Here is a 26,087-nt window from a genome sequence, read left to right on the forward strand (position 1 = left end):
AGGAGTAGAAAATTTTGGAAGGGTTTCAGCAGCAATTTATTATTTCTGTATTTATTATTTTACTTGGTTATTTCTTTAAAAGGACAAAAATTTTAAAGGAATCGGATGGACAGACGATAGCCAGAATCGTTTTTAATATTACTTTGCCTGCGTTAGTGCTTGTTACTTTTAATCAAATGGAGATAACGCTGCCGCTTGTTTCTCTTATTGTCATTGCGATTTTATTTGGACTTGTCGCTGCTGCGGCCGGTTTTTTTGTCTTTCGCTCTGCAGATACTGATTTAAAAGGAATGGCAATCATGATGATGCCAGGTGTCAATGTCGGCTTATTTGCCTTTCCTCTTGTAGAAGCTATCTGGGGCAGAGAAGGTATCCAATATTTTGGTATGTTTGATGTAGGTAATGCTGTGATTGTATTCGGATTATGTTTCTTTATTGCCAGTTATTTTGCAAATGGATCATCGAAATTTTATTTGCGGGAAACAGTCAGTCCATTACTGCGGTCTATTCCATTTTTAACCTATATGTTTGTCGTTGCTTTAAACATATTTGATTTTCATTTACCAACGTTCTTATTGGATACCGCAGAAATTATATCTGGGGCGAATATGCCCTTGTCCTTATTGTTACTGGGTCTTTATTTAAACTTTTCCTTTGAGAAATCATGGTTTCCTCTGATAGGGAAGTATTTAGCTGTGAAGTATGGAACTGGACTGGTTCTCGGTCTCAGCCTCTTTTGGCTGTTTTCAGATTATCCGATGCTTGCAAATACGGTTTTAATCGGTTTTATTCTGCCAACATCCACAACAGCTGTGGTGTATGCAATAAGATACAGATATAACGCAAAAATAGCCGGAACTATAGTGAATATAACGATCATTTTAAGCTTTCTGCTGATCTGGGTGCTTGCAAGCTTTGTGGCATATCATTAGTTTCTTATAATGCTTTTACATCCAATGTCTGAACAAAATCAACAAACGCCCGGACAATATTCATTTGTAAGGTATCTTCCTGATAGTACATCCAGGTTTGTCTCTTTAAAGGCTCACCGGACGCCCCTGTAATTGGTTTAATAAACAGATCGGGGTGGGGGCGGACGACCAGATTAGCGACAATCGCATAGCCGAGTCCATGAACAACCATCTCTTTGCAAGTCTCTACTTGATTGACATGGATGGTAATATTCGGCTGTTCGATGTAATTTTGATGCCACCAGTCATCTAATAGCATACGCATATGCTCATCTGTGTAATAGTCTACTCTTGGGAGCTTGGGGAGTGTATCCCATGCAAAATCCCAAGGAGAGGCAACACAGATTTCCTCCTCATATAACAGCGCTTTCTTTTCCTTCCAAGCATAATTTCCTTTAATAAAGCTGATATGTACATCATGATTTAATAAAAGGCGGTGCATATCACTGCTCCATCCAGTAACAACTTGGCATTCTACCTCCGGATATTTTTCTTTAAACAGCTGCAGCAGCTTCGGCATTTTATTTGCTGCAAAGAAATTAGAAACACCGACCCGTAACGTTCCCTTCACTTCCTCCTGCATGTTGCTGAGTTTTTCCTCCATTTTACGCTGTTCCAGCAGCATTCTTTTTGCGTGCTGTGCCAGTTCTTCCCCTTCTGGAGTAAACATGATGCCTCGCCGCTTCCTTAGAATAAGCGGGACGCCATAATGATTTTCCAGCTTTTGAATTCTTGCAGTTAAGGTTGGCTGAGATAAAAATAATTGATGTGCTGCCAGTGTGATATTTTCTGTTTCGTAAAGGGCGGCAAGCATTTTCCAGTCTTGTAAATTCAAGGCTTCTCCTCCTATTATTAAGATATAGAAAAAATCTATCGTTATTAATTTGAATTATATATTTTTCTAATATTCTATTCAAGGTTATACTGGATATAGGAAAACGTTTTATTGGGGATTTTTATTCAACACATGCTTCTCTATGCTTTGCTACCTGCATAAGTGAACCAATGGCTTGGCAACTATAAGCTCTGTTTATCTCAAAAAGAATAAATGATGACGCTTTCAAATTGAAGGAGGAGAAATAATGCGTACAAGTGAAGGTTTTGTTCCTGGTTTAGATGGTGTGATTGCGGCGCGAACAGAAATTTCTTTTTTAGATGTTGATCGGGAAAAAATAGTTATTCGCGGAGAGGATTTAATTGCATTAGCGAAAGATAAAACGTATTTTGATGTCGTCCATTTATTACTGGAAGGATATATTCCAAGCCAGGAGGAAAAGAGCAGTCTGGAAGATAATATTAAAGGGTATTATAGCCTGCCTGAAGATACCTTTCCTGTATTTAATCTGCTGCCAAAGGGCATGCATCCAATGGATGGGATGCGTACGGTTATCTCATTATTAGCCGGATACGATACGGACCTTGAAAACCGTTCGAACAAGGAAAATAAACAGCGGGCCTATGAATTGTTAGGTCAATTACCTTTTATTACGGTAAACAGCTATTTTGCTACAGAGGGCAAAGCGATTGCCAGCCCGGATGAAAGTCTCGGCTATAGCGCCAATTTCCTCTATATGATTACAGGAAAAAAACCGTCCAATCTGGAGGTGGAAATTTTTGATCAGCTCTTATTACTCTACAGTGAGCATGAGATGCCTAATTCAACCTTTGCCTCCCGTGTGATTGCTTCTACAAACGCTGATATGTACGGCGCGCTGACTGGAGCTATATCTTCCCTAAAAGGACATTTACATGGCGGAGCAAATGAAGCAGTCATGTATATGCTGCAGGAAGTCGATTCTGTAGACGGGTTTGAAGCGCTCATTCGCCATAAGCTTCAAAATAAGGAAAAAATCATGGGGTTTGGGCATCGGGTGTATATGAAGAAAATGGATCCCCGGGCAACAATTACAAAAGAAGCGCTGCGGAAACTATGTGAAAGAGATAATGATGATACGCTTTTAAAGATGTGTGAAGCTGGGGAAGAAATCATGAGGGAAGAGAAGGGGCTATATCCTAACTTAGATTATTATGCAGCTCCGGTTTATTGGAAGCTGGGTATTCCAATACCGCTTTATACACCAATTTTCTTCAGTGCCAGAACAGCAGGGCTTGCGGCACATATTATTGAACAGCATGATAATAATCGGATTTTCAGACCGAGAGTAGAATACACAGGAAAAAGTTATTAGAGGGAGGACATTCAAATGGAATCAGTAAAAACAAATCAGACCGATCAACTTTTAGAAGAAATTGCGGACTATGTATTAAATAAGGAAATTACAAGTGAAGAGGCTTATAAAACAGCGCATCATGTACTGATTGATACGATTGGCTGCGGTATTCTTGCTTTAAATTACCCGGAATGTACGAAGCTGTTAGGACCTATTGTTCCAGGCACTGTAGTTCCAAATGGCGTGAGAGTACCAGGAACACCGCATGTTCTTGATCCTGTGCAGGGAGCATTTAATATCGGGACAATGATACGCTGGCTGGACTATAATGATACTTGGCTTGCAGCGGAGTGGGGGCACCCTTCCGATAACTTGGGAGGCATTTTAGCTGTGGCTGATTATGTGAGTCAGCTGCGGCGGCAAAAAGGAGAAGCTCCCTTAACTGTAGAAGAGGTTTTAGAGATGTCGATTAAAGCACATGAAATACAAGGTATCCTTGCTTTAGAAAACAGCTTGAACCGTGTTGGCCTGGACCATGTCTTATACGTTAAAATTGCAACAACCGCAGTAGTGACTAAAATGCTGGGCGGCGGAAAAGAAGAAATTGTCAATGCATTATCCAATGCCTGGATTGATAATTCCAGCTTGCGGACGTATCGTCATTTTCCGAATACAGGTTCCAGGAAATCGTGGGCAGCAGGAGATGCGACAAGCCGTGCAGTTCGCCTGGCATTAATGGCCATTAAAGGAGAAATGGGCTATCAGACTGCTTTGAGTGCAGAAGGATGGGGTTTTCAAGACGTGCTCTTCAAAGGGAAGGATATCGTATTAAGCAGACCGTTTGAAAGCTATGTCATGGAAAATGTATTGTTCAAGGTATCTTTTCCGGCAGAATTTCATGCGCAGACAGCAGCAGAAGCAGCTGTTCAATTACATCCTGAAGTAGTTGACCGCATGGATGAAATTAAAGAAATTACGATAGCTACACATGAATCAGCTATCCGTATCATCGATAAAAAAGGACCGCTGCATAATCCGGCGGACAGAGACCATTGTCTGCAGTATATTACTGCGGTTGGGTTATTAAAAGGAAATATTGTAGCGGAGGATTATGAGGATGATGCGGCAAAAGACCCGCGTATTGATGAACTTCGTGATAAAATGACGGTAACCGAAAATAAACGTTATACGGAAGAATATTTAGATTCGGAGAAGCGTTCTATTGCAAATGCGGTACAGGTTCATTTTACAGATGGCACTTCCACAGATATGGTGGATTGTGAATATCCTTTAGGTCACCGGTTCCGTCGAGAGGAAGCATTTCCGCAAATAATTAAAAAATACGAAGCGAATGTAGCAACTCAATTTACAGAAAAACAAACCGCGCACATCAAGAAACAAAGTGTTAATTATGATACGATAAAACAGATGCCGATTACAGATTTTATCGAATTATTTTTAGATTAGAAGGGTGAGGAAAAAATGGCTTGGATCGTAGATAGCCCAATACCACAGCATGAATTAGCTGAGAAATTTCGAAAGATGGCAGAAGAGAAGGGGATATTGCAAATACCTGGAGCACATGATGCGATGGCTGGCTTAGTAGCCAAACAGGCTGGATTTCAGTCACTGTATTTATCAGGAGCTGCCTATACAGCAAGCAAGGGATTGCCGGATTTAGGGATCGTTACTTCTACAGAAGTAGCTGAGAGAGCAAAGGAAATCGTAAGCGCAACAAATTTACCGCTGCTGGTAGATATTGATACCGGTTTTGGCGGCGTCTTGAATGTTGTCCGGACAGCAAGAGAAATGGTGGAGGCAAATGTGGCTGCCGTTCAGCTGGAGGATCAGCAGCTTCCCAAAAAATGCGGACATCTAAATGGGAAGAATGTGGTTGCCAAGGAAGAAATGATGCAAAAGATAGCTGCCATTAAAAAGGTAGCACCAGCGCTTTTCGTGGTAGCAAGAACGGATGCCAGAGCGGTAGAAGGGTTAGAAAGCGCTATTGACCGTGCCAAAGGTTATGTTGATGCCGGAGCAGATGCTATTTTTCCAGAAGCATTGCAGAATAATGAAGAATTTCAGGCTGTTGCTAAAGCGATAGATGTACCATTATTAGCAAATATGACAGAGTTTGGGAAAACACCTTATTTAACTGCAAAGGAGTTCGAGGACTTAGGGTATGGCATGGTCATTTATCCGGTAACCTCTTTACGTGTTGCTGCCAAAGCGTATGAGCGTATTTTCGGACTTATCCGGGATGAAGGTACGCAAAAAAATGGCTTAGAGGATATGCAAACGAGAAAAGAGCTGTATGAAACAATTCAATACGATGAATTTGAAGAACTGGACCAAGGCATTGCAAAAACGGTGATTGAGGATTATTTCAAATAGTAAAAGAGGCATTTGCACAATCAGATAACTGATGTGCAAATGCCTCTTTTTTATTGTTTACCGCATTTTATCGCAGTGTCACTGGCTGGGACTGGGACTGCGATTACTCGTCCCACTGAAAACCATTGCGATTACTCGTCCCGCCGAAGCACTTTTGTAAGACTCCCACTTCAAGAAATGAAGGAAAATGCTTATTTCTAAGTGAGAGATCCAACAGCCAGTAACGGTCCGATTCGTTCAACTAACAGCTCTTTACGATGAGGGGAGTAATCGCAACCCCAATCAGTGGGGGATGAAAAGAACCCCCCGCTGATTGAAGTTTCATTTTATCCCAAAGCAACATCCAGCACCATCATGAGTGCAAAGCCAATCATCAGGCTGATTGTCGCTAAATCTCGATTGCCATTTTCTTGAGAGCTGGGGATAACCTCTTCGGCAACAACGAAGATCATCGCACCGGCAGCAAAGCTGAGGGCGTATGGAAGTAACGGCTCAATATGAGCAACTGCCAACGCACCGATAACCGCTGCAATCGGCTCGACGAAACCGGAAAACTGCCCATACATAAAACTTTTCATCCGTGACATCCCCTGCCCGCGTAATGGCATGGCAACAGCAACACCTTCGGGAAAGTTTTGAATTCCTATTCCGATGGCTAATGTAATTGCTCCAGCCAAGGCAGCTTCTGTACTATGATTAGCCAATGCACCAAAGGCAATTCCAACCGCCAGTCCTTCTGGAATATTATGAATCGTGATAGCGAGCACAAGCAAGGTGCTGCGTTTTCTTTTATCAGCTGCAAGCCCCTCAGCCTGTTTTTTTTCTGCGTTAGGGTGAAGGTGGGGGAGGATTTTATCAATAATCCATAAAAATCCGCCTCCCAATAAGAAACCGACTAACGCAGGGAACCAGGGACCAACAGCATTATCTGTCGATGCTTCAATAGATGGTCCGAGCAATGACCAGTAGCTGGCTGCTATCATAACCCCTCCGGCAAAGCCTAACATACTATCTAACAGTTTTTGATGTACTGTTTTCGTTGCAAAAACAATCGCCGCCCCGAGTGCAGTCATTCCCCATGTGAAAATGGTTGCTGTCAATGCCTGCATGACAGGGCTAAGATTTTGGAAAAACTCTAACATTATATATCCCTTCTTTTTTTCAATCAATTATAATTTAATATATGCCAACTTAATCACTTTATCATTAAAATAAGAAAAGATGAAATAATTTTCACTTTTTAAGAGGAAAATAATCAACTGAAAAAATGTGTCTCCCCTTTGTTATTGGTTTTACTTAATTATTCCACACCTTAAATGCATTTCATAAGTATAATAAGATTTAGAAAATGAAAGAAAGATAAGGTTGGTGAGATAAAGATGTATGTCATTAGTCTGTTAGGAATGAGCAAAGTAATCCAAGCACCCATATATAAAATTTGGGAATGGCTGGATGCTTTTAAAGGATATATACCAACAAAAACAATGGATCAAATAACGTATTTTGAAATTGAGGCAATAGATGTGTTGATATTTATAAAAGAGAAATTAGAAGAAGAATATGATTTAATGGAGATTAGAGAACTGCTAGGTAAAAAAAGCTTTGCATAATGTCGTTCAAAAAAGAAGGGAAAGCATTTGATTCCAAGAAAAAAATAGAGGAAAGAAAATCAGAGGCTTCCTCATCATTTTCTTTCCCCTATACCATTAAGCGTTATTGAAAATCCAATATCGTTTCGAAAAACATCACGGAAATCATCGCATAGATATCAACAATAGGCTCACCTGTTAAAAGGGGAGTATTGAACATATCGGCAGTGAAATCTGTATTTTCCCCAAAAATATCATCTTCCTCCCATAGATCATCATCTTCCCATCCATCGGCTTCGGATGCGGAGCTATCTTCCGTTGCATAGTATTCTGCTGCGTATTCAACGTCCAAAAGAGAAGTATAATTATTGATGCTGTCCTCATAGGCATTGAAAAGCTCTTCTAATTCTTCAATTGAGTTCAAATCATGCTCTGAAGCAAGAGCTTCTAGATGCTCGTCGGTAATTTCTTCTTCCTCGAAGGAGCTAAAAGAATCCTCTGATTCGCCCAAGTCTTCATTCAAAAGGAATTCTATTAAAATATCAGTGGTTTCCATAAATACAAATACAGCGCTATCTGTAATTTCCTCATCCTCTAAAAGTAATCCTTCTTCACGAAGCATCTCCTCTAATTCTTCGTAAGTCAAATCATACTTTTCGATAAGTTCATCCATTCCTTCTTCGGTAACGGGTGTACCAAGCTCAGAAACATCGTCAAAATCAGCTAACCCCAAATAAAAATCTGCCAGATAGTCTTCATAATCCTCCACTTCCCATCCAATGGATTCAATAAATTCTTCCACTTCAGGATCATCTGCTTCCAATGCAAAAGCGTGGGAAGGTAAAAGGCCAATCATAAGTATCAGTGCAAAACAAATAGATAATAATTTCTTTCTCATCTTCATACCTCCTATGTATATCGTATGACTTTTGAAACATCATCTTTAAGTATAAAGTGTTTTCAGATGAAATTCCATGAATATAGGATTGTCTTCAGGAAAATAAATCAAAAGTCACGGGTCAAGGGAGAAATCGCTCGTTCAATAAATTGACACAAACTTATTGACAAATTATTGAACGAAAGGCATAATATAATTAAAGGAGATGAGATAGATGAAAATCAATAAAAAATTATTAAAAGGCTTGTCTCTAGTTTGTGGGACATTAATTACAATTGGTGCGATTATGTTTATATACGGTTATATTGTAAGCGCTACACCTATTGTGACAGCAATAGGCATAGGCTTGGCAGAAGGGGCGACATTTATTTTTATTATGGGATTGTTCCTTGTTGCTGTAGAAGAGAATTTTCATGGGAAGAAGCATAAACAACAACAATCATAGGTAATGAAAAGAGAAAAAAGCTCAAGCAGTTCATAAACTGCTTGAGCTTTTTAGATGCTTTAAATCATATATCCCCATATCATTGCAAGCAATGAACCAAGGATGGTTAAGATAGCAACTGCTACACCATAAATTGTGTGAAGATAAATACCGCCTTTATCTTCACTTTCTCCGGCGTGCATAAATACAACGAGCTGTACTCCTGCTTGAATAAATGCTGTAACAATCAGAATGGTTAATCCCATTGCAAAAGACATGTCAAAGAAATAGACACTTAATGCAACAACAGTCAGGAGTAGTGAAAAGATATATCCGTTAACCTGTTTTAGTGGAAAAAGTTCTTTCATGTTACATCATTCCCTTCAAGTAAATAAAGCTGAAAATAAAGATCCACATAACGTCTAGGAAGTGCCAGTAAAGAGAAAAAATAAATGATTTATTCGCTGTCCGCGCATTTAAACCGCCGCGCAGAACTTGAACAATAATCATAATTCCCCAGAACAGCCCGAAGGTTACGTGAGCTCCATGTGTTCCGAGCGTTGTTAATAGGGTAGCAGTAAAACCGCTTGTCTGCAATGTTGCTCCAATATGGTAAAAATGAATAAATTCATATATTTCTACGCTAAGGAATCCTGCACCTAACAGGAGCGTAACTACCATAAAGCCAATCATTGCCTTCACACGACCAATACGCATCGCATGAACTGCTAATCCAATTGTAAAACTACTTGTCAGTAAAAGGAATGTCTCAATCAAAACCGGCGGTAATTCAAAAATCTCTGCGCCAGCCGGACCGCTGCCAACGCCACGGTCTACATAAACAAAATATGATGTAAACAGCGTGGCAAACAGCATAATTTCCGCACTTAGGAAAATCCAGAATCCCAAAATATTCATTTTATTGGTTTCGGTGCTATATTCAAGAGGCAGATTTTGAGAATCAAGTTTCATTATTTAGCACCTCCGAATTTGTTTTCTGTTTCTTCAATTTCTTCTTTATGAATATGATGTCCGTCGTCTTTTTCAAATGAACGGTAAATCAGACAGCCGATAATTCCAAGGAAGGCGATAATGACTCCAACCCATACATGGAAGACAAAGAAAAAGCCAAATACAAAGAAGAAACCTGCAAGAATAATCGACCAGCCGCTGTTATTCGGCATATGAATGTCTTTAATTTCCCCTTTAAATAAGTCATGTCCATTCTTTTTATAATCCCAGAACGCTTCTTCAGAATCCACATTTGGTGTGATAGCGAAGTTGTATTCTGGAACCGGATTATGCGTAGCCCATTCAAGAGAACGTGCATTCCAAGGATCGTCACCGACATTTCTTGGTGCATAACGGAAGCTGTAATAAACGTTATAAACAATTATTACAAACCCGACTGCTAACAGCAGCGCTCCAAAGAAGGATACCATGCTTAAAGGTCCGAAGCCGGATGCTTCTGAATAAGTGTACATTCTGCGTGCCTGTCCGTTTAACCCGGTAATATACATCGGGAAGAAGGATAAACAGAAGCCAATAACAATATTCCAGAATGCCCATTTGCCAATACGCTCATTCAGCATGAAACCGAACATTTTTGGCCAGTAATAAATGAGGCCTGCAATCATCGCAAATACCACACCAGGGATGATTACGTTATGGAAGTGAGCTACTAAGAACATCGTGTTGTGATATTGATAGTCTGCACTTGCCATTGCAAGCATGACACCAGTTACTCCGCCAATTGTAAACAGCGGAATAAATGCCACGGAATACATCATTGGGGTCGTAAATCGTATTTTACCTCGCCACATCGTCAGAAGCCAGTTGAATATCTTAATTCCCGTCGGTACGGCGATTGCCATGGTTGTAATCGAGAAGATACTGTTGGCAACAGCTCCTTGTCCCATCGTAAAGAAGTGATGGACCCATACCATAAAGGATAGCAAGGAAATAATAACCATGGACGCAACCATTGATTTATAGCCATATAAATTACGCTGTGAGAACGTAGCGATAATTTGAGAGTAAATCCCGAATGCAGGAAGTACCAGAATATATACCTCAGGATGTCCCCAGACCCAGAACAGGTTCGCCCACATCATATCCATACCGCCGTCTCCAGTTGTAAAGAAGTTGGTAAAGAATTGACGGTCTAACGTTCCCATTAATAAAGCAATGGTCAGTACAGGGAATGCAAACACAATAATAAGGTTTGTGATTAATGCAGACCAGGTAAACATCGGCATTTTCATCAATTTCATGCCAGGCGCACGCATTTTCATGATCGTAGCAATAAAGTTAATCCCTGTCATCAATGTTCCGATACCGGAAATTTGCAGTGCCCAGTTATAGTAGTTTACCCCAACATGTTCACTGAATTCTGTTCCTGCCAGCGGATAATAGTTTGTCCATCCGGCATCCGGTGAACCTCCGACAACAAAGGAAACGTTAAACAGCATTGCTCCGGCAAAATATAACCAGAAGCTGAGCGCGTTCAAGCGCGGAAAGGCAACGTCTCTTGCCCCAATTTGCAGTGGGACAACGAAGTTCATCATACCGATAATAAATGCCATTGCCATGAAGAAAATCATAACAACACCGTGTGTCGTGAAAACCTCGTTATAGTGCTGTGCGTCTAAGAAGCTGTTATCTGGAACAGCTGTCTGCAGACGCATCATCACAGCATCTGCTCCACCTCTGAAAAGCATAAGCAATGCTGAAATGATATACATAATACCAATTCGTTTGTGATCAACCGTTGTTAACCAATTATTCCAAAGATATCCCCATTTTTTGAAATAGGTAACACCAAAAACAATCGCAATACTTACAAGTCCAATCGCAACGATGGATGCATAAAGCATTGGATCATCATGGGGCGGAATAGAAAATCTATCTAAAAAATCCATTATGTCGAAACTCCTTTCTAGAGCTCAGAAATTTTCAGGCGCCTCAAATTTGAGTGCTGTTGTAAAGCTGATTAATGATGATGGTGTCCGCCATCTTCATCTGAATCAGATGGTCCATGATTATGCGGACTGTTCTCTCCCTCAGGTGCAGGTTTAAATTCCTGATGTGTACCAGTGAAAGTCATTTGTCCTAAATGTCCAGGCTCTAATAATTCTTCAAATTCTTCTTCGGTCAGCGGATCCGCAGTATTATGAATATCTTCTACCCAGGAATCGAATTCACTTGGAGGCATTGCTGTAACAGCAAATTCATTTTCTGCAAAACCTTCTCCGTTAAAGTTAGAGTTTCTTCCCATATATTCCCCAGGCTCATCTGCAACAACGTTCAGATAGTTTGTCATATCTGCCATCGCATATTTCTGTCCTGCCAATTGAGGAATCCAGAAACTTGAAATCGTTCCATGAGAATATAAACGGAATTCAACGTTTTGATTTGTTGGGATGAAAACATAATTCACTGTTTCAATGTCCTGTTCCGGATAACTGAAATGCCATTTCCAGTTAGAAGAGGATGCATAGATAACGAGCGGCTCGTCTTCAGCATAGCCTTCTGGAGGGCTCTCCACTTGATGTGTCGAAATGGTAGAAACCACGGATAAAAAGGCAACAATTAAAATTGGAACAGCGACAATAATTCCTTCTACATATTTATTACCCTCAATATGAGGCGGCTCGTAGTCAGGATCTTGTTTTGACGCTCTATATTTAAATAAAATAACTGCCAGCATTACTAAGACAACAATTACAATGAATGACATTGTAAAAATCGATATCCAAATCACAGTTGCAGTTGTATCTGCTTGAGGACCTTTTGGATCAAGTACAAGTAATGGTTCACAGCCTGCCAGAAAAGCAGCAATGCCTGTTAATAAGGCTAAGTAGGTCCACTTTAACTTCATGTTGATACCCCTTCCTTTGATGTTTAATAAGATGGATTACTATGATTAAAAGGTTGTTCACAAAATGAACACACAATTAACTTAGTATTGGTTTATAGCAGAGATAATATTAATACTGATGTAAGGAAATTACAAGAGATTGAAAAACACTTCACAAAATGTTCATGAAAACTTCTACATCTTTTTGAATTTTGTCGGTAAATGTCGAAAAAGGCTTGACAATATTAATAAATGGTAGTAATAGGGCTTTTAACATTAAATTGAAACTTCCTTTAGTGAGGGGTTTTCGACGCACAAAGGTTCCTCGATGGGGGAGTAACCGCAACCCCAGTTCCGGAGTTATACTGCGATAAACTGATTTATGCCGGTATATATCTGAAAATAAATTTAAGAAGGGCTTCTGAATAAGATTATGAGTTATTTTTTGATATTATAAGAGGAAAATGTAAATCAAATAAGTGTAAAGTGGAATATGCTATAATGAAACGAAGGGGGAGTCAGCATGGATCCATTAGATATATTGATAGATTTAGAACAATTACTTCCTTATTATAAACCGATTGTCCGGGCAGATAAGCAGCTGGTAAGCGGTTATGAAGTAATTGCTTACTACTTAGATGAAAATAATAAAGAGCAGCGTTTAGATTGGCTCTTCGATGATACCTCCATTCCAGATGAATTCCGGCTGGAGGTAAACCAGTATATCCATCAAAAAGCAATTGAGAAAAAATTACAAGAACATTTTACAGGGCACCTTACTTTATACTATGATGCAGAATTATTGGTACGTGATAATGGAGAAGTATTTATTGATTTATTGCATGAGTATCAAGAAAAAGGATTAAATCTGAATGAAATCATTCTCGAAATCAAGGATACCTGTCTGCCAATTAATACAGATCAGCTAGGTCATATCATTAAATACTTAAAGACACTGGGAGTAAAAATCAGCATTGAATTAGCTGACCCAAATGGCAGTCTGAATCAACTAGCCGTCTTGCATCCTTCCTTTATTAAAGTAGATACATCGTTTTTAAAGGATGATCTGCTCCCGCATCTGTATAAGGATGTTTATTTTGGCGTGTCGATGTTATCGAGAAAAATAGGTGCTTCTTTGTTATTTAAAGGCATCCGTTCTTATAAACAATTGAATTTTGCATGGCAAAGCGGCGGTGAATATTATCAGGGCAGCTATCTGACTTATCCGCAGCAGGATTTTATTGAGGAAGATGCATGTAAAAATAAATTAACGGAGTATTTTAGAGAATTTGTAACCTATGAACAAAAGAAAGCGAAGGCACAATTTGAATTATTAGATTCCGTTTATGCAATAATTGACCGTCTTCTTTCCCAGACAAAACAAACAAACGACGACAGCTGGCTGCTGAAGCTTGCTGAGGGCTGTGAAGATTTTGTATTTCGTATCTATGTTTGCAACAGCGTCGGCCTGCAAATCTCGGCGAACGTGGAAAAAGATATGCAGGGGAGCTGGACCTTGATTGAGGAGGGGATGCATAAAAACTGGAGCTGGCGTCCATACTTTTTCGAGAATATAATGCGGATGAATATTGAGAAAAAAGGAATTTTATCGGATTTATACACAGATATCGAGCGTTCCGAGCTGATACGAACGTACGCTTATCCGCTGTCTCAGGAACGATATATATTTTTTGATATTCCATACAGTTATTTGCTAGAAAAAGAAGGCTTACTATAAGAGAATAGTAATGAAAGGGGAATGAGTACCTTTCAAAGCTTGATTTGTCCGTTTTTTCGTCTTTGATGAATTTCCGGATAGAAGGAGGTTTTTAAATGAAATTGATTCATACAGCAGATTGGCATCTGGGTAAGCTGGTTCAAGGCATTTATATGACTGAAGACCAGGCCTGCATCCTGGATCAGTTTGTTGAAGCGGTGGAAAAAGAAAGTCCGCACGCTGTTATTATTGCAGGAGATTTATATGATCGTGCGGTACCTCCTGTAGAAGCAGTTGATTTATTAGATAAAACATTAGACCGGATTGTTAATCAATTAGGAATTCCCGTCATAGCGATTGCCGGTAACCATGACAGTCCGGGCAGACTTCATTTTGGCAGCCGCTTAATGAAGGAAAAAGGTTATCATATCATTGGCCAGCTTTCGGAAAGCATACAGCCTGTTGTTCTTTCAGATGAATTTGGGGAGGTGCATTTTCATCTTATTCCGTATGCAGATCCAAGTGTGGTCAAAGCCTTATTTCAAGAAAAAGATATTCGTAATCATCAGGATGCCAATGCTTTTCTTGTTAAGCAGATAAAGGAAAACATGGACGAGGCAGCACGCCATGTTTATGTTGGACATGCTTTTGTAACTCCTTTTGGCGAGACGGAAGAAAATACGAGTGATTCAGAACGTCCGCTGTCTATTGGCGGAGCAGAGCATGTCGATGCACATTTATTTACAGATTTTCATTACACAGCGTTAGGGCACCTCCATCAGGCACATCATGTGCTGGATGAAAAAATTCGCTACTCCGGCTCCATCCTAAAGTATTCCTTATCGGAAGAACATCATCAAAAAGGGTATTTAGTAGTTGAACTGGGTGAAGAAGGAAACGTCCAGGTTGAGAAAAAAAGGCTTATCCCCAAACGTGAAATACGTTCTATCAAAATGAAAATGGAGGATATTTATAGGGAGCCTCGAAGCGAAGATTATGTATTTGTCCAGCTGCTTGACGAGCTTCCTGTTTTATCGCCGATGGAAAAGGTACGTTCTATTTTTCCGAATGCCATGCATGTGGAGAGAGTAAGAACTACGTCAGGAGTCACGCAACAAAAAGAAAATCAGGCCCCCAAGACGAGCTTAAGTGAAATGGAATTATTTGATGCCTTTTATCAGGAAGTAACGGAAAAGGAAGCTTCCGAAGAAATGAACGAGATAATGAAGGAGTTATTTCAAGAAATTCAGGATGCAGATAACGAACGGAAAGCATCTAAATAAGAAGCAGGTGAAAAGAGAATGCAGCCTTTACAATTAACATTACATGCTTTTGGGCCCTATAAGGAAAAAGAAGTAATCGATTTTTCTAAACTGCAAGGGAACACATTATTTGTCATTTCCGGAAAAACCGGGGCAGGAAAGACGACGTTATTTGATGGGATAGCCTTTGCATTATATGGAAAAGCAAGCGGATCTGACCGGGAAGACCAGCGTATGCTTCGCAGTGATTTTGCAGATGAAAACGTACATACTTCTGCGGAGCTTATTTTTCAAATACAAGATAAAACGTATCGTATTTTCCGGCAGCTGGGTCATGTGAAAAAAGGAAATAAGAGTAAAACAGGAGATAAATGCGAATTTTACGAAGTGCGGCCAGATGGAGAATCGCCGTGCGTAGACAGACAAATGGTAAGCGAAATTGACCAAAAAATAGAAGATATTATTGGTTTGACTCCAGATCAATTTAAGCAGATTGTAATGCTTCCACAAGGGGAGTTTCGAAAACTGTTAACTTCTGATACAGAAAATAAAGAAGAAATCCTGAGACGTTTGTTCCGAACCGCGCATTATAAATATATGAATGAACTGCTCCGGGAGAAGAAAGCAAAATTAGAAAAAGAAAATCAGCGTATTCTCAACCGTATGGAGCAGCTGCGGACGCAAATATTTTCCTTAGACCTTCCAGATGACGCCGAAATCCGTGAGTTGGCAGATAGAGAGCATGTCAATACGAATCAAATTATAGAAGCTTTAGAAACAGAGCTTAAGAAAAATGAAGCAGTGTATACAGAAGAAGATGCTCATTATAAAGAAGCAACAAAGCAGCAGGAGCTCACGCAAAACCATTTGTTCCAAGTCAAACAGATCAATGAGCGTTTTTTGGAATTAGAAACCTATCAAAAGAATCTTGCCATATGGAAAGAACAAGCACAGGAAATGGAAGCTTTAAAGAAAGGTTTGTCTGCTGCTGAACAGGCGAAGCTGATTATTCCTTATGAGCAGCAAAAGGATGAAGCTTGGAAAGAACTCGAAGAAGGAAACAAACACCTGCAGCAGCTGGAAGCGCAGAAGGACACCATGGAAAAGCAAAAGCAGCAGGCAGAAGCTGATTTTAAAAAAGAACAGGAAAATGCAGGAAAGCGCGAGAAGCTTTCGATTGAAGTAAACCGCTTAGAACAATTTCTTCCTGTTGTTAAAGAATTAGAAGGGAAAAAGCAGGAGATTCAAAAGCTTGCGGCACAATTAAAGCAAGGGAATGAACAGCTGGAAAAATTAAAAGCGCTACGTGAAACAAAAAGTAAACAAATAGATCGTTTAGAGCAGGAAGAACAGGTACTAGATAAAGAGGCAGACAAGCTGGACACCGTAAAAGAAGCGTTAAGAATACTGCGTGAACAAGCAATGCTGATGAAAAAATATAAAGAAAAAACGGCACAGGTGCAAAAAAGTGAGACAGAGGTTAAACGTACAGAGGATGTTTATCTGCAGGAAAAAGAGGCTTACAATCGGCTTGAGCAGGCTTGGTTTGCTAATCAGGCGCATGTATTGGCTGTTCACCTGCATGATGGAGAAGCCTGTCCCGTCTGCGGAAGCTTAGAACATCCGTCACCAGCAGCAACGAAGGAAGCGGAAGTCAGTAAGGAAGAGCTGGAACAAGCGAAAAAGCTGATGGAGAAGAAGGAAACAGACTGGCGGGAGCAAACAGCCAACCTGAAAGCGTATCAATCAGAAAGAAAAGGATTGGAAGAGGAACTCGCACAGCATGAATTCGTATTTACTGACCCGGAACAGAGCTATCAGGACATCGTTGAAAGAGGAAAAAAGAAAAAAGCGGAAGAGGATCGCCTCAAGCAATCTAAAATCCGTTTATCAGATTGTAAAAAAGAATTAGCACGGGAGCGTCAGGAACAAAAGCAAAGAGAAGTGGAATGGAATGAAAAGACCAATCAGGCCAGCCGGCTGCAATCGGATTATCACAGTAAAGAGGCTGTCTATCAGCAGCAATTGATTCAAATACCGGAAAACCTGCGCGTTCTTTCCCAATTAGAAGCTGAAATAACCCATTTAAAAACAAAAAAACAGCAGCTTGAACAACGCTGGGTAGAGGTGCAGGAGAATTATCAGAAAGTCCATGAAGCATTCACAAAGTGGACGGCTGATGTGCACCACCTTAGAGAAAACCAGGCGAAAATGAAGCAGAAAGCAGATAATCTGAAGAAGACCTTTCAAGAGAAATTGGAGCAGGCAGATTTTACTGAAAAAGGGTATCAAGAAGCAAAATGGGAGGAAGCAACGTATCAATCCGTTAAACAGAGGCTCTCTGAATATGAAAAAAAGGGCTATCAATTAGAAAAGCAAATTTCCGAGCTTCAGCAGAAGCTGGAAGGTCAGTCGAAGCAGGATGTATACGAAATTGAAGCTGTGTTAGAAAAATGGAAGCAGAAAACAACAGCCAGTCTTGAAAAATTACAGCGGCTGCAGCAGGAGAAAAAGGATATGACATTCTACGTGGATCAGCTGCAGGAGTTCCATCACCAATCGGCGGATATAGAACAGAAAAGAATGCTCGTTACAGATTTATATGATACGCTGCGTGGACAAAATCCTAAAAAGGTATCTTTTGAACGGTATCTGCAGATGGAATATTTAGATCAAATTATCGAGGCTGCTAATTTACGCTTAAATGACCTATCGAATGGTCAATTTTATCTGACAAGAAGTGATCGCCAGGAAGCACGTGGAAAACAGAGCGGCTTAGGATTAGACGTCTATGATCAGTACACAGGGCAGACCAGGGATGTAAAAACATTATCTGGAGGAGAGAAATTCCATGCCTCTTTATGCCTTGCTCTGGGAATGAGCGATGTTATCCAAAGCTTTCAGGGGAATATTGTGATCCAAACGATGTTTATCGATGAAGGATTTGGGTCGCTGGATGAAGAGTCTCTGCGGAAGGCAATTGACGCACTGATTCAGCTGCAGCAATCCGGAAGAATGATTGGCATCATTTCGCATGTTCAGGAGCTGAAGGATGTCTTTCCGGCAGCAATTGAGGTTCATAAAACAAAAGAGGGCTGCAGTAAAACGGAAATCGTCGTGAAATAAGAAGCTGTCAAGGTATCTATCTGTGTGACTTCTATAATGGATTAGCTAAAAATAACTATATTATTTGCTATTTAAACAACCCCTGTATTATCATTTAATTATTATATTTTTCGACAATAATTTTTATAGTACCTCTAAAAATATTTTAGTATAGGGCTTTTAAAGAGCCTGAATGAACAGCAGGGAGAAAGGTAGGAATCATCGTGAAGATTGGAATTGATAAGCTGGGGTTTTATGCACCACATCTGTATGTAGATATGAATGATTTAGCAGAAGCGCGGGGAATCGACCCGGGGAAATTTACAATTGGTCTGGGACAAGACGAAATGGCTGTCCCGCCAATCACACAGGACCCTGTTTCTTTGGCTGCTAATGCAGCAGAACAAATCTTGGACAGGGAAGATAAAGATGCAATTGATTTAGTCATTTTTGGAACAGAATCTGGCGTGGACCATTCCAAGTCAGCAGCTGTGTATGTACATCAATTATTAGGTCTGAATCCCAAAGCTCGTTCTGTAGAAATGAAGCAGGCCTGCTATGGCGCAACAGCAGGAATACAAATGGCAAAGGGGCATATTGCACTGCATCCGGATAAGAAAGTACTTATTTTGGCATCTGATATTGCCCGCTACGGTTTGAATACACCTGGCGAATCAACACAAGGCGCCGGTGCAGTTGCTATTTTGGTAAGTGCTGAGCCAAGATTGCTGGAGCTGGAAAGTGAAAGCACGTATTACACAGAGGATATTATGGACTTCTGGAGACCGGTATATTCTTCTACGGCTTTTGTAGATGGAAAATACTCCAACGAACAGTATATAGCTTTCTTCCAAAAAGTATGGAAAGATTATCAAGAACAAACAGGAAGAAGCCTGGAGGATTTTGCAGCTATCGCTTTTCATTTACCATATACCAAAATGGGCTGGAAAGCACTTCGTACAGTGATTGAAGACGCGCCTGAAGCAGTACAGGAACGGTTGAAAAACAATTATCAAATCAGTACAAAATACAATCGTAATGTAGGAAATATCTATACAGGCTCTCTTTATCTCAGTCTGATTTCATTATTAGAAAATCAGGATGACTTAAAAGAAGGAGATACCATCGGCTTGTACAGCTATGGATCCGGAGCGGTTGGCGAATTCTTGTCCGGCAAGCTTCAGAACGGCTTTAAAAAGCACTTGCAGACAGCGTCGCATCAAGCAATGTTTGACAACAGAGAATGCATTTCTGTGGCAGCATATGAAAAAGTATTTGAAGAAGCACTTCCAACAGACGGAAGTGAAAAAAAGTTAAATGTGAATGAAGATCCGGCAAAAATCTGTTTAGCCGGTGTGAAAGATCATATCCGCAGCTATGCAGTTAAATAATAAGAAAAAACTCCTGGACAAAATAAAACCTGTTCAGGAGTTTTTTTCGTGACAACTTTAAGACATTTTCAGCATGAATTATGTGAAATGAATGTCTTTAAAATGTATAATCGGGGTAGAGTTAAACATATCATGAAAGTTGGAAGGTGTTTTAATGACGAAAAATAATGAAGTTATTGAAGTAACAAATCCAGCAACAGGCGAAGTAGTCGATACAGTCTTAAAAGGAGGCAAGAAAGAAGCAGTGGAAGCCGTTGATAAGGCATATCAAGCTTTTCAGGACTGGTCGAAGCAATCTGTCTATGAAAGAAGTGCTTTGTTGAATAAATGGTATGCACTTGTGGAAGAGCATGAAGCAGAGCTGGCCAGAATCATGACAATAGAGCAGGGAAAACCGTTGAAGGAAGCAACAGGTGAAATCCGGTATGCGAATAGCTTTATTTCCTGGTATGCAGAAGAAGGAAAAAGACTTTACGGTGAAACAATCCCGGCAACGGCAAGTGATAAACGCATCGTAGTTAGCCGGCAGCCGGTAGGGGTTATCGCAGCGATTACACCATGGAACTTCCCGGCAGCAATGATTACACGGAAAGTTGCTCCGGCATTAGCGTCCGGCTGTACAGCGGTAGTAAAACCAGCCAGTGCCACCCCTCTAACCGCTATCCGCCTGAGAGAGCTTGCGGTAGAAGCAGGTATTCCAGAAGGTGTACTGCAAATCGTTACTGGAAGCTCAGGTGAAATCAGTGATGCGTGGATGGCGGATGAGCGTGTTCGAAAAATATCGTTTACGGGTTCTACAGAGGTAGGAAAATCACTCATGCAAAAATCAGCGGAAACAGTGAAGAAACTCTCTCTGGAGCTTGGCGGTCATGCACCATTGATTGTTATGGGCGATGCGGATATTGAAAAAGCGGTAAACGGGGCGGTTGCTTCTAAATATCGCAATGCCGGGCAAACCTGTGTATGTGCCAACCGGATTTATGTTCACGAATCGATTGAACAAGAATTTGCCAAGGCATTTAAAGAAAAGGTTGCACAGCTTAAGGTTGGAGACGGCTTAGAAGAAGGTGTGGATATTGGTCCTTTGATTGACAAATCTGCAGTTGAAAAAGTAAAACATCATATAGAGGATGCACTAGATAAAGGGGCAGAAAAGCTGTTAGGTAACAAAACAGAAAAGGAAGATTTATTTTTCGGTCCGACCATTTTAACCAATGTAAACGATGAAATGGTATGTATGCAGGAAGAAACATTTGGACCGTTAGCGCCGATTACGACATTTCAGACGAAGGAAGAAGTCGTTAAACGTGCGAATAATTCACCTTATGGATTGGCAGCCTATTTATTTACAGAAAACCTTACGACTGCAATTGAGGTCAGTGAACAGTTAGAGTATGGAATCGTCGGTATTAATGATGGTGCTCCATCAACGGCACAGGCCCCATTCGGAGGGTTTAAAGAAAGCGGCCTTGGACGGGAAGGCGGTCATCACGGAATTGATGAGTATGTTGAAGTAAAATATTTATCGATTCAGCTGTAAGGCACGCAGACAGCTGCTTATCTAAGGTTTTATAAAGAAAAGAAGTAGTTGTCACATGTTTTTACCAGAATATCCTGGGGCTGGGATAGCGGTTATTCGCCCCGCCGGAAATATTTATGCAGAGAAAGGCGGAGCAGATAATCTGCTTGCCTTTTTCTGATGACATGTTTGAAGGAAACCTGTATACTACTTCTAGAGAGGTGCAGATGAATGGAATTTAATATTGGTCCCAGGATGTTAAAAACAGGGTTGGCAGTAACCTTAACGTTATTGATTACACGTATATTCGATATGGAATATGCCGTTATTGCAGCAATTGCATCTGTAATAGCAATGCAGCCGTCTATCATGCGATCATTTAATTATATTAAAGAAGTAGTTATTGCAAACTCTGTCGGTGCAACACTCGCCATATTGGGAGTATTTTTGCTTGGCAGCCATCCGATTTCGGTTGGAGCAGTAGTTATTTTATCGATTGCAATTAATATAAAACTGGGATTGACCAAAACAGTAAATTTAACCGTATTAACCATCGTCAGTATGATGGTGGCCAGCCAGGGCGATCATATTAATTTTGTATATATTTTATCTCGAGTATCACTTGTTGCAATCGGGGTGGTTTCCGCATTTATCGTGAATGTATTTGTTAATCCTCCGAATCATCAAAAGATTTTGTTTCAGATGATTAAGGAAGCCAGTGAAAGTTCTCATTTTCTTCTGCGAGTTATCCCGAGTAATACGATGAGTGTCCCGCAAATCCGGGACGAAGAAAGAAATGTGGAGAAACAAATTAATAAAATAAGAGATTATTTTGATATCATTACGGATGAGAAAAATAGACTGTTTATCCGGAAGCGCAGATCTTTTTTCCGCAGCATTGTCATTTATAAGCAAATGATACAGGTATTGCGAAAGAAGCATACGCTGATCGTAGAGCTGGAAAAAAATTTAAAAGAAATTGAACAAATGGCTGCCGGCAAGTCTTTCTTAATTAAAAAGCTGGTCAGTGAGATCAATAACTATAGTGAAAATGTCTTTCTTATGTATGAAGATCGCATCGTCCTGGACAGGGACCTGCAAAAAGAGACGAAAAATGCGATGAGCGTAACGATCAATAATTTAATTGATGCACTGCAAGGAACAGACTATGAAAAATGGCATTATGTTTTTCCTGTTGCGAATAGTATTGTCGAGCTTTTCTATGAGTTGGATAAGTTAGAAAAGTATGTGCGTAAAAAAGGATTACATGAAGAAGAGGAATAAGTAGAAGCAAAGGAGATTGTGGCAGCACAGTCTCCTTTGCTATTTTGTCAAGAGCCACATAAAACAGGTATAAAACCTCCCTTTTTTGCATATAGTAGTAATAGTATACAGAGAAAAGGGGAGGATGGAATTGGTCCGTTTTTTATCTCATCATGAATTAGAAAATTTATATTATATGTATGAAAAATATGAAAATGCGTATCAAACGCTCCTGGAAAGTAAACAAAAGTATATGCAGGAAGAAACACAAAAACAAATAGAAGAACAAATGGAGATTGTGAAGGAGCAGCAGCGTCAAATGCTTGCTTCATTAACATAAAACAGCGTGTAGGTTCGTGTCTACACGCTGTTTTATTATTTTTTACGATGAAGATTTTCCTTAATATAGCCAATAAATTCGTTTGCTTTTTCTTCAGGGGCTTTCGTGAATATACTGACACCGACAAATAGCAGGGAGGACAGGCTCAGTCCCCATAAACCAGAAGCCATTCCTAACGGCTTTGTCTGCAGCAGTTCTAATATCAGAACAAGTGCGCCGGGAATAATGGTGCTTGCCAATACAGCAGCGGCGGTGCCTCTTTTCCAAAAGAAAGCGCCGATAATTGTCGGGACAACAACAATTAAGCCGGCAGAAGAAGCAACGGACAGAACGGCGATTAAATCTAATTGTAATTCTGCAAATAGGTAAGCCAGCAGAGCAATAACAGGTATAATAAATTTCCCGATGCGAAGCTGGACCTGATCTGTTGTCCCTTTGCGAATATTTCCGTAAACATCCTTCGCGAACATTGAGGATAATGTAAGCAGAATCGAGTCTATCGTCGAAACAGCGGCAGCAATAATACCTACCATGACAATAACAGCTAAAACAGAAGGTACAGCTGATGAGGTCAGTACAACGGGTGTAGCTAAATCAGCGTTGTCTAGACCAGGCTCTAATAAGAAAGCGGAATACCCCCAAAATATAGATACCAGTGTATAGATACAGCCAAAAATCATAAAGCCTAATAACATACGCCGCATGCTTTTCAAAGAAGCTGGCATAAACAGACGCTGACTGACCTGCGGATTTGAAATACTAAAGAAAAACCAGGGAATGGTTAACCCGATAAATGTTAAGAAGCTGAAATATCCATTGCCAGGCACTGTCAGCATTTCTGGATGATGACCTTCCAGCTGCTCAAAGAAGCCCGAAAATCCGCCAAGTTCGCGGACTAAAAAGAGTACAACTAAGGTTGAACCGATAATCATAAATAAGGACTGCAGCGAGTCTGTCCAGGCCACAGAGCGGATTCCGGCTATGTATGCAAAAAAGAGTGCTAAAACAACAGCGATAATAACGCCGGTGCTGAAAGAGATTTGCTGGTTTGATACGCCCTGCAGCAGATATCCTACTCCAGCTAACTGTACAGCACTGTAGGGTATTAAAAAAAGACAGTTGCTGACGGCAATCGCAATGGCAGAAGCCCTGCTTTGATAACGGTCGCCAATCATTTGAGATGGTGTAATATAACCATATTTTTTTCCGACAATCCAAAAACGGGGACCAAAAAATGCAATTAACGACACACCCATTAAATAGATCAGTTCAAAACCAAGCGCGCCAACTCCGCCACGATAGGTAAGCCCTGCTAAGCCGACCAGCATAAATGCGCTGTATGTTGTAGCGCTGTAGCTTAATGCGGAAACAAAACCGCCCAGCTTACGATCGCCAAGAAAATAAGCGCCCATATTTGTCTGTTTGCCAGTTCGCGATAAAAAAGCGATAAAAAGAGAGATAACAATATAAATTCCTAATCCCCACCAAATCAGTGATACATTCATTCTTCATTGCTCCAATCTTTTGTTAGTATGGCATTAAGTCCGATGACGATGAAAGTTAACATCAGCCAGAACAGAAAGCTCCCATACCATTTTTCAACATGACTTAAAAGTACAAAAGGGATGGTAAAAGCGGCAAGAACGATAATGCCGATAATAATTGCTGCGTTTTTTTCCTTCATAAGCCTGCCTCCATATATTTTAATGTGATATAATTCACAATAGAAAGAATGTGAATTCGCTAACAATCATAGCAGATTGTTCATAAATTTGCCACATTATTTAAGACGCAAATAATAACCTATTTTTGGAAACGGTTGCAACAAAGCTTTTTATCAGCTAAACTTAAGAAAAAGGAGGGAAAAGATGGAAACCTTACAGATCGGCAGTGCGAAACTTACCTGGCTAAATGGGGGCGTTACACATTTGGACGGAGGCTCAATGTTTGGTGTCGTTCCCAAGGCTTTATGGGCGAAAAAATATCCGCATAACGATAAAAATCAAATTGAACTTCGAACAGACCCGATTTTAATTGAATTAGATGGGTCTAATTTACTTATTGATACAGGAATCGGCTTAAATAAATTATCTGATAAACAAAAAAGAAATTTCGGAGTATTGGAAGAAACAAATATAGAAGCATCCTTATCTGAATTAGAGCTTACAGTGAACGATATTGATATCGTATTAATGACACATCTTCATTATGATCATGCGAACGGCTTAACAAAACTAGTTGGTGAGGAAAAATACGAATCTGTCTTTAAAAATGCAAAAATTTTTGTTTCCCAAATAGAATGGAATGAGATGCAGCAGCCGAATATCCGTTCAATAAATACATACTGGGAGAAGAATTGGAGGCCGGTAGTTGATCAGGTTTATCCGTTTCGTGAAAAAATTGAGGTATTGCCGGGTTTAACAATGGTTCATACCGGGGGCCATAGTGAGGGGCATGCTATCATTCGTTTCCGGGAAGGAGAGCAAGGCTTCATACATATGGCAGATATTATGCCGACACATGCACATCAAAATAAATTATGGGCGCTTGCATATGATGATTATCCAGTTCAATCTGTATTACAAAAAGAATATTGGATGGAAGCGGGTTATAAGGAAAAGGTCTGGTTTACGTTTTATCATGATGCTTATTACCGGGCAGTCAGGTTTAATGAGGCTGGAGAGAAAATAGATCACGTGGAGAGGTTGCGATATTCTTATGATTAAGAAAAAGCAGCCTTCTCCAAAAAGGAAGGCTGCTTATTAACAAAGTATATTATACTGCTGCTTCTGTATCTATAACAGCACCAGTTTCTATGTCTACATAGAAATCATATTGTTTATTCGTACCATCGATATTTCTAGTTACACCACCGCGGTATACATCATAAAGCAGTCCGTTTCTTTCTAATTCTTCCGGTTTCATATAAATCCAGGAGCCACTGATAGGACCTTGGCGTTTAAACATTTCTTTGGCATGATTCAATGCTTTTTCAGGAGTAACTTTCATTTGATTGTTAACCTGTTGACGTGCGATATAACCGATTGCAATACCAAATGCAGCTGCAAGTAATACCTTTCTTTTGCTCAATTTATTCACCTCTGTTTAGTAAGATTCAATGTCTGCTTTGTTTGTAGTATATCGCATACGGTGAGAGAAATACAAATAATTGAACACCGGTACT

At 40.1% G+C, this 26,087-nt stretch carries 24 protein-coding genes; 14 read left to right on the top strand and 10 right to left on the bottom strand.

Annotated elements, in window-relative coordinates; genetic code table 11:
- Nucleotides 1-14 precede the first annotated feature (14 nt).
- Nucleotides 15-932 carry an AEC family transporter gene (locus ACW0TQ_RS15090; protein ID WP_042535562.1) on the top strand — a complete coding sequence of 306 codons (918 nt, stop codon included), beginning with the start codon at nt 15-17 and terminating at the stop codon, nt 930-932.
- A 4-nt stretch (nt 933-936) separates the two neighbouring features.
- Here ACW0TQ_RS15090 and ACW0TQ_RS15095 read toward each other — a convergent pair whose 3' ends face one another.
- Nucleotides 937-1,806 carry a LysR family transcriptional regulator gene (locus ACW0TQ_RS15095; protein ID WP_332093808.1) on the bottom strand — a complete coding sequence of 290 codons (870 nt, stop codon included), beginning with the start codon at nt 1,804-1,806 and terminating at the stop codon, nt 937-939.
- Nucleotides 1,807-2,053: 247 nt separating this feature from the next.
- Here ACW0TQ_RS15095 and mmgD point away from each other — a divergent pair, with 247 nt between their 5' ends.
- From mmgD to prpB, 3 genes are read left to right on the top strand one after another with little or no spacing between them, the layout of a single operon-like run.
- Complete coding sequence (gene mmgD, locus ACW0TQ_RS15100; protein WP_368901661.1) at nt 2,054-3,160, top strand: citrate synthase; 1,107 nt, start codon at nt 2,054-2,056, stop codon at nt 3,158-3,160.
- 15 nt (nt 3,161-3,175) lie between these two features.
- Nucleotides 3,176-4,609 (top strand): bifunctional 2-methylcitrate dehydratase/aconitate hydratase, encoded by a 1,434-nt coding sequence (locus tag ACW0TQ_RS15105; protein WP_042535556.1) that lies wholly within the window; start codon nt 3,176-3,178, stop codon nt 4,607-4,609.
- A 15-nt stretch (nt 4,610-4,624) separates the two neighbouring features.
- On the top strand, nt 4,625-5,536 hold the full coding sequence (gene prpB, locus ACW0TQ_RS15110) for a methylisocitrate lyase (protein WP_042535554.1): 912 nt from the start codon (nt 4,625-4,627) through the stop codon (nt 5,534-5,536).
- A 326-nt stretch (nt 5,537-5,862) separates the two neighbouring features.
- On the opposite strand, the gene ACW0TQ_RS15115 is transcribed toward prpB, so the two are convergent.
- Complete coding sequence (locus ACW0TQ_RS15115; RefSeq protein ID WP_042535551.1) at nt 5,863-6,678, bottom strand: ZIP family metal transporter; 816 nt, start codon at nt 6,676-6,678, stop codon at nt 5,863-5,865.
- A gap of 237 nt (nt 6,679-6,915) precedes the next feature.
- Here ACW0TQ_RS15115 and ACW0TQ_RS15120 point away from each other — a divergent pair, with 237 nt between their 5' ends.
- Nucleotides 6,916-7,146 (top strand): hypothetical protein, encoded by a 231-nt coding sequence (locus tag ACW0TQ_RS15120; protein ID WP_042535550.1) that lies wholly within the window; start codon nt 6,916-6,918, stop codon nt 7,144-7,146.
- A gap of 103 nt (nt 7,147-7,249) precedes the next feature.
- Here the strand turns inward: ACW0TQ_RS15120 and ACW0TQ_RS15125 are convergent, their stop codons facing one another.
- Nucleotides 7,250-8,023, bottom strand: a complete 774-nt coding sequence (locus tag ACW0TQ_RS15125; RefSeq protein ID WP_212929536.1) for a processed acidic surface protein — start codon at nt 8,021-8,023, stop codon at nt 7,250-7,252.
- A 214-nt stretch (nt 8,024-8,237) separates the two neighbouring features.
- Between ACW0TQ_RS15125 and ACW0TQ_RS15130 the strand changes: the two genes are divergently transcribed.
- Nucleotides 8,238-8,468: a hypothetical protein gene (locus ACW0TQ_RS15130; RefSeq protein WP_193064354.1), complete on the top strand. Its 231-nt coding sequence runs from the start codon at nt 8,238-8,240 to the stop codon at nt 8,466-8,468.
- A gap of 59 nt (nt 8,469-8,527) precedes the next feature.
- Here the strand turns inward: ACW0TQ_RS15130 and qoxD are convergent, their stop codons facing one another.
- From qoxD to qoxA, 4 genes are all read right to left on the bottom strand, one after another.
- Nucleotides 8,528-8,815 (bottom strand): cytochrome aa3 quinol oxidase subunit IV, encoded by a 288-nt coding sequence (gene qoxD / locus ACW0TQ_RS15135; protein WP_042535546.1) that lies wholly within the window; start codon nt 8,813-8,815, stop codon nt 8,528-8,530.
- A gap of 1 nt (nt 8,816) precedes the next feature.
- Nucleotides 8,817-9,419: a cytochrome aa3 quinol oxidase subunit III gene (qoxC, locus tag ACW0TQ_RS15140; protein ID WP_042535544.1), complete on the bottom strand. Its 603-nt coding sequence runs from the start codon at nt 9,417-9,419 to the stop codon at nt 8,817-8,819.
- Complete coding sequence (qoxB, locus tag ACW0TQ_RS15145) at nt 9,419-11,368, bottom strand: cytochrome aa3 quinol oxidase subunit I (protein WP_042535541.1); 1,950 nt, start codon at nt 11,366-11,368, stop codon at nt 9,419-9,421. Before qoxB ends, qoxC begins: the two co-directional genes overlap by 1 nt.
- Before the next feature lie 71 nt (nt 11,369-11,439).
- Nucleotides 11,440-12,327: a cytochrome aa3 quinol oxidase subunit II gene (qoxA, locus tag ACW0TQ_RS15150; RefSeq protein ID WP_042535539.1), complete on the bottom strand. Its 888-nt coding sequence runs from the start codon at nt 12,325-12,327 to the stop codon at nt 11,440-11,442.
- Between the two features lie 502 nt (nt 12,328-12,829).
- On the opposite strand from qoxA, the gene ACW0TQ_RS15155 reads away from it, so the two are divergent.
- The 7 genes from ACW0TQ_RS15155 to ACW0TQ_RS15185 all read left to right on the top strand — a co-directional run bounded on the left by ACW0TQ_RS15155 (nt 12,830) and on the right by ACW0TQ_RS15185 (nt 22,903).
- A complete protein-coding gene (locus tag ACW0TQ_RS15155; RefSeq protein WP_042535537.1) occupies nt 12,830-14,044 on the top strand; it encodes an EAL domain-containing protein in 1,215 nt (404 codons plus the stop codon).
- A 95-nt stretch (nt 14,045-14,139) separates the two neighbouring features.
- Nucleotides 14,140-15,306 (top strand): exonuclease SbcCD subunit D, encoded by a 1,167-nt coding sequence (locus ACW0TQ_RS15160; protein ID WP_042535535.1) that lies wholly within the window; start codon nt 14,140-14,142, stop codon nt 15,304-15,306.
- 18 nt (nt 15,307-15,324) lie between these two features.
- Entirely contained in the window at nt 15,325-18,411 is a 3,087-nt protein-coding gene (locus ACW0TQ_RS15165; protein WP_212929538.1) for an AAA family ATPase, read from the top strand.
- Between the two features lie 203 nt (nt 18,412-18,614).
- Nucleotides 18,615-19,781, top strand: a complete 1,167-nt coding sequence (locus tag ACW0TQ_RS15170; protein WP_193064351.1) for a hydroxymethylglutaryl-CoA synthase — start codon at nt 18,615-18,617, stop codon at nt 19,779-19,781.
- Between the two features lie 154 nt (nt 19,782-19,935).
- On the top strand, nt 19,936-21,321 hold the full coding sequence (locus ACW0TQ_RS15175) for an NAD-dependent succinate-semialdehyde dehydrogenase (protein WP_212929539.1): 1,386 nt from the start codon (nt 19,936-19,938) through the stop codon (nt 21,319-21,321).
- Nucleotides 21,322-21,531: 210 nt separating this feature from the next.
- Nucleotides 21,532-22,584: an FUSC family protein gene (locus ACW0TQ_RS15180; protein ID WP_042535529.1), complete on the top strand. Its 1,053-nt coding sequence runs from the start codon at nt 21,532-21,534 to the stop codon at nt 22,582-22,584.
- 130 nt (nt 22,585-22,714) lie between these two features.
- Nucleotides 22,715-22,903 carry a hypothetical protein gene (locus tag ACW0TQ_RS15185; protein ID WP_042535527.1) on the top strand — a complete coding sequence of 63 codons (189 nt, stop codon included), beginning with the start codon at nt 22,715-22,717 and terminating at the stop codon, nt 22,901-22,903.
- A 35-nt stretch (nt 22,904-22,938) separates the two neighbouring features.
- Here ACW0TQ_RS15185 and ACW0TQ_RS15190 read toward each other — a convergent pair whose 3' ends face one another.
- Both ACW0TQ_RS15190 and ACW0TQ_RS15195 read right to left on the bottom strand, forming a co-directional pair.
- Entirely contained in the window at nt 22,939-24,408 is a 1,470-nt protein-coding gene (locus tag ACW0TQ_RS15190) for a sodium:solute symporter family protein (RefSeq protein ID WP_289585423.1), read from the bottom strand.
- Nucleotides 24,405-24,587 (bottom strand): hypothetical protein, encoded by a 183-nt coding sequence (locus ACW0TQ_RS15195; protein ID WP_042535524.1) that lies wholly within the window; start codon nt 24,585-24,587, stop codon nt 24,405-24,407. Before ACW0TQ_RS15195 ends, ACW0TQ_RS15190 begins: the two co-directional genes overlap by 4 nt.
- 184 nt (nt 24,588-24,771) lie before the next feature.
- On the opposite strand from ACW0TQ_RS15195, the gene ACW0TQ_RS15200 reads away from it, so the two are divergent.
- The gene (locus ACW0TQ_RS15200) at nt 24,772-25,629 is read left to right on the top strand and encodes a YtnP family quorum-quenching lactonase (RefSeq protein ID WP_042535522.1); all 858 of its coding nucleotides are present in this window, start codon (nt 24,772-24,774) and stop codon (nt 25,627-25,629) included.
- 49 nt (nt 25,630-25,678) lie between these two features.
- On the opposite strand, the gene ACW0TQ_RS15205 is transcribed toward ACW0TQ_RS15200, so the two are convergent.
- Nucleotides 25,679-25,993, bottom strand: coding sequence for a PepSY domain-containing protein (locus ACW0TQ_RS15205; protein WP_042535520.1), 315 nt, complete (start codon nt 25,991-25,993; stop codon nt 25,679-25,681).
- Nucleotides 25,994-26,087 lie beyond the last annotated feature (94 nt).

The sequence above is a fragment of the Oceanobacillus sp. M60 genome, assembly GCF_053839645.1.

Coding starts and splice junctions, on each gene's coding strand:
- ACW0TQ_RS15195 (WP_042535524.1), bottom strand. CDS start 24,587: ATGAAGGAAAAAAACGCAGCAATTATTATCGGCATTATCGTTCTTGCC.
- prpB (WP_042535554.1), top strand. CDS start 4,625: ATGGCTTGGATCGTAGATAGCCCAATACCACAGCATGAATTAGCTGAG.
- qoxD (WP_042535546.1), bottom strand. CDS start 8,815: ATGAAAGAACTTTTTCCACTAAAACAGGTTAACGGATATATCTTTTCA.
- ACW0TQ_RS15160 (WP_042535535.1), top strand. CDS start 14,140: ATGAAATTGATTCATACAGCAGATTGGCATCTGGGTAAGCTGGTTCAA.
- qoxA (WP_042535539.1), bottom strand. CDS start 12,327: ATGAAGTTAAAGTGGACCTACTTAGCCTTATTAACAGGCATTGCTGCT.
- ACW0TQ_RS15190 (WP_289585423.1), bottom strand. CDS start 24,408: ATGAATGTATCACTGATTTGGTGGGGATTAGGAATTTATATTGTTATC.
- mmgD (WP_368901661.1), top strand. CDS start 2,054: ATGCGTACAAGTGAAGGTTTTGTTCCTGGTTTAGATGGTGTGATTGCG.
- ACW0TQ_RS15200 (WP_042535522.1), top strand. CDS start 24,772: ATGGAAACCTTACAGATCGGCAGTGCGAAACTTACCTGGCTAAATGGG.
- ACW0TQ_RS15105 (WP_042535556.1), top strand. CDS start 3,176: ATGGAATCAGTAAAAACAAATCAGACCGATCAACTTTTAGAAGAAATT.
- ACW0TQ_RS15125 (WP_212929536.1), bottom strand. CDS start 8,023: ATGAGAAAGAAATTATTATCTATTTGTTTTGCACTGATACTTATGATT.
- ACW0TQ_RS15130 (WP_193064354.1), top strand. CDS start 8,238: ATGAAAATCAATAAAAAATTATTAAAAGGCTTGTCTCTAGTTTGTGGG.
- ACW0TQ_RS15155 (WP_042535537.1), top strand. CDS start 12,830: ATGGATCCATTAGATATATTGATAGATTTAGAACAATTACTTCCTTAT.
- ACW0TQ_RS15120 (WP_042535550.1), top strand. CDS start 6,916: ATGTATGTCATTAGTCTGTTAGGAATGAGCAAAGTAATCCAAGCACCC.
- ACW0TQ_RS15165 (WP_212929538.1), top strand. CDS start 15,325: ATGCAGCCTTTACAATTAACATTACATGCTTTTGGGCCCTATAAGGAA.
- ACW0TQ_RS15180 (WP_042535529.1), top strand. CDS start 21,532: ATGGAATTTAATATTGGTCCCAGGATGTTAAAAACAGGGTTGGCAGTA.
- qoxB (WP_042535541.1), bottom strand. CDS start 11,368: ATGGATTTTTTAGATAGATTTTCTATTCCGCCCCATGATGATCCAATG.
- ACW0TQ_RS15115 (WP_042535551.1), bottom strand. CDS start 6,678: ATGTTAGAGTTTTTCCAAAATCTTAGCCCTGTCATGCAGGCATTGACA.
- qoxC (WP_042535544.1), bottom strand. CDS start 9,419: ATGAAACTTGATTCTCAAAATCTGCCTCTTGAATATAGCACCGAAACC.
- ACW0TQ_RS15175 (WP_212929539.1), top strand. CDS start 19,936: ATGACGAAAAATAATGAAGTTATTGAAGTAACAAATCCAGCAACAGGC.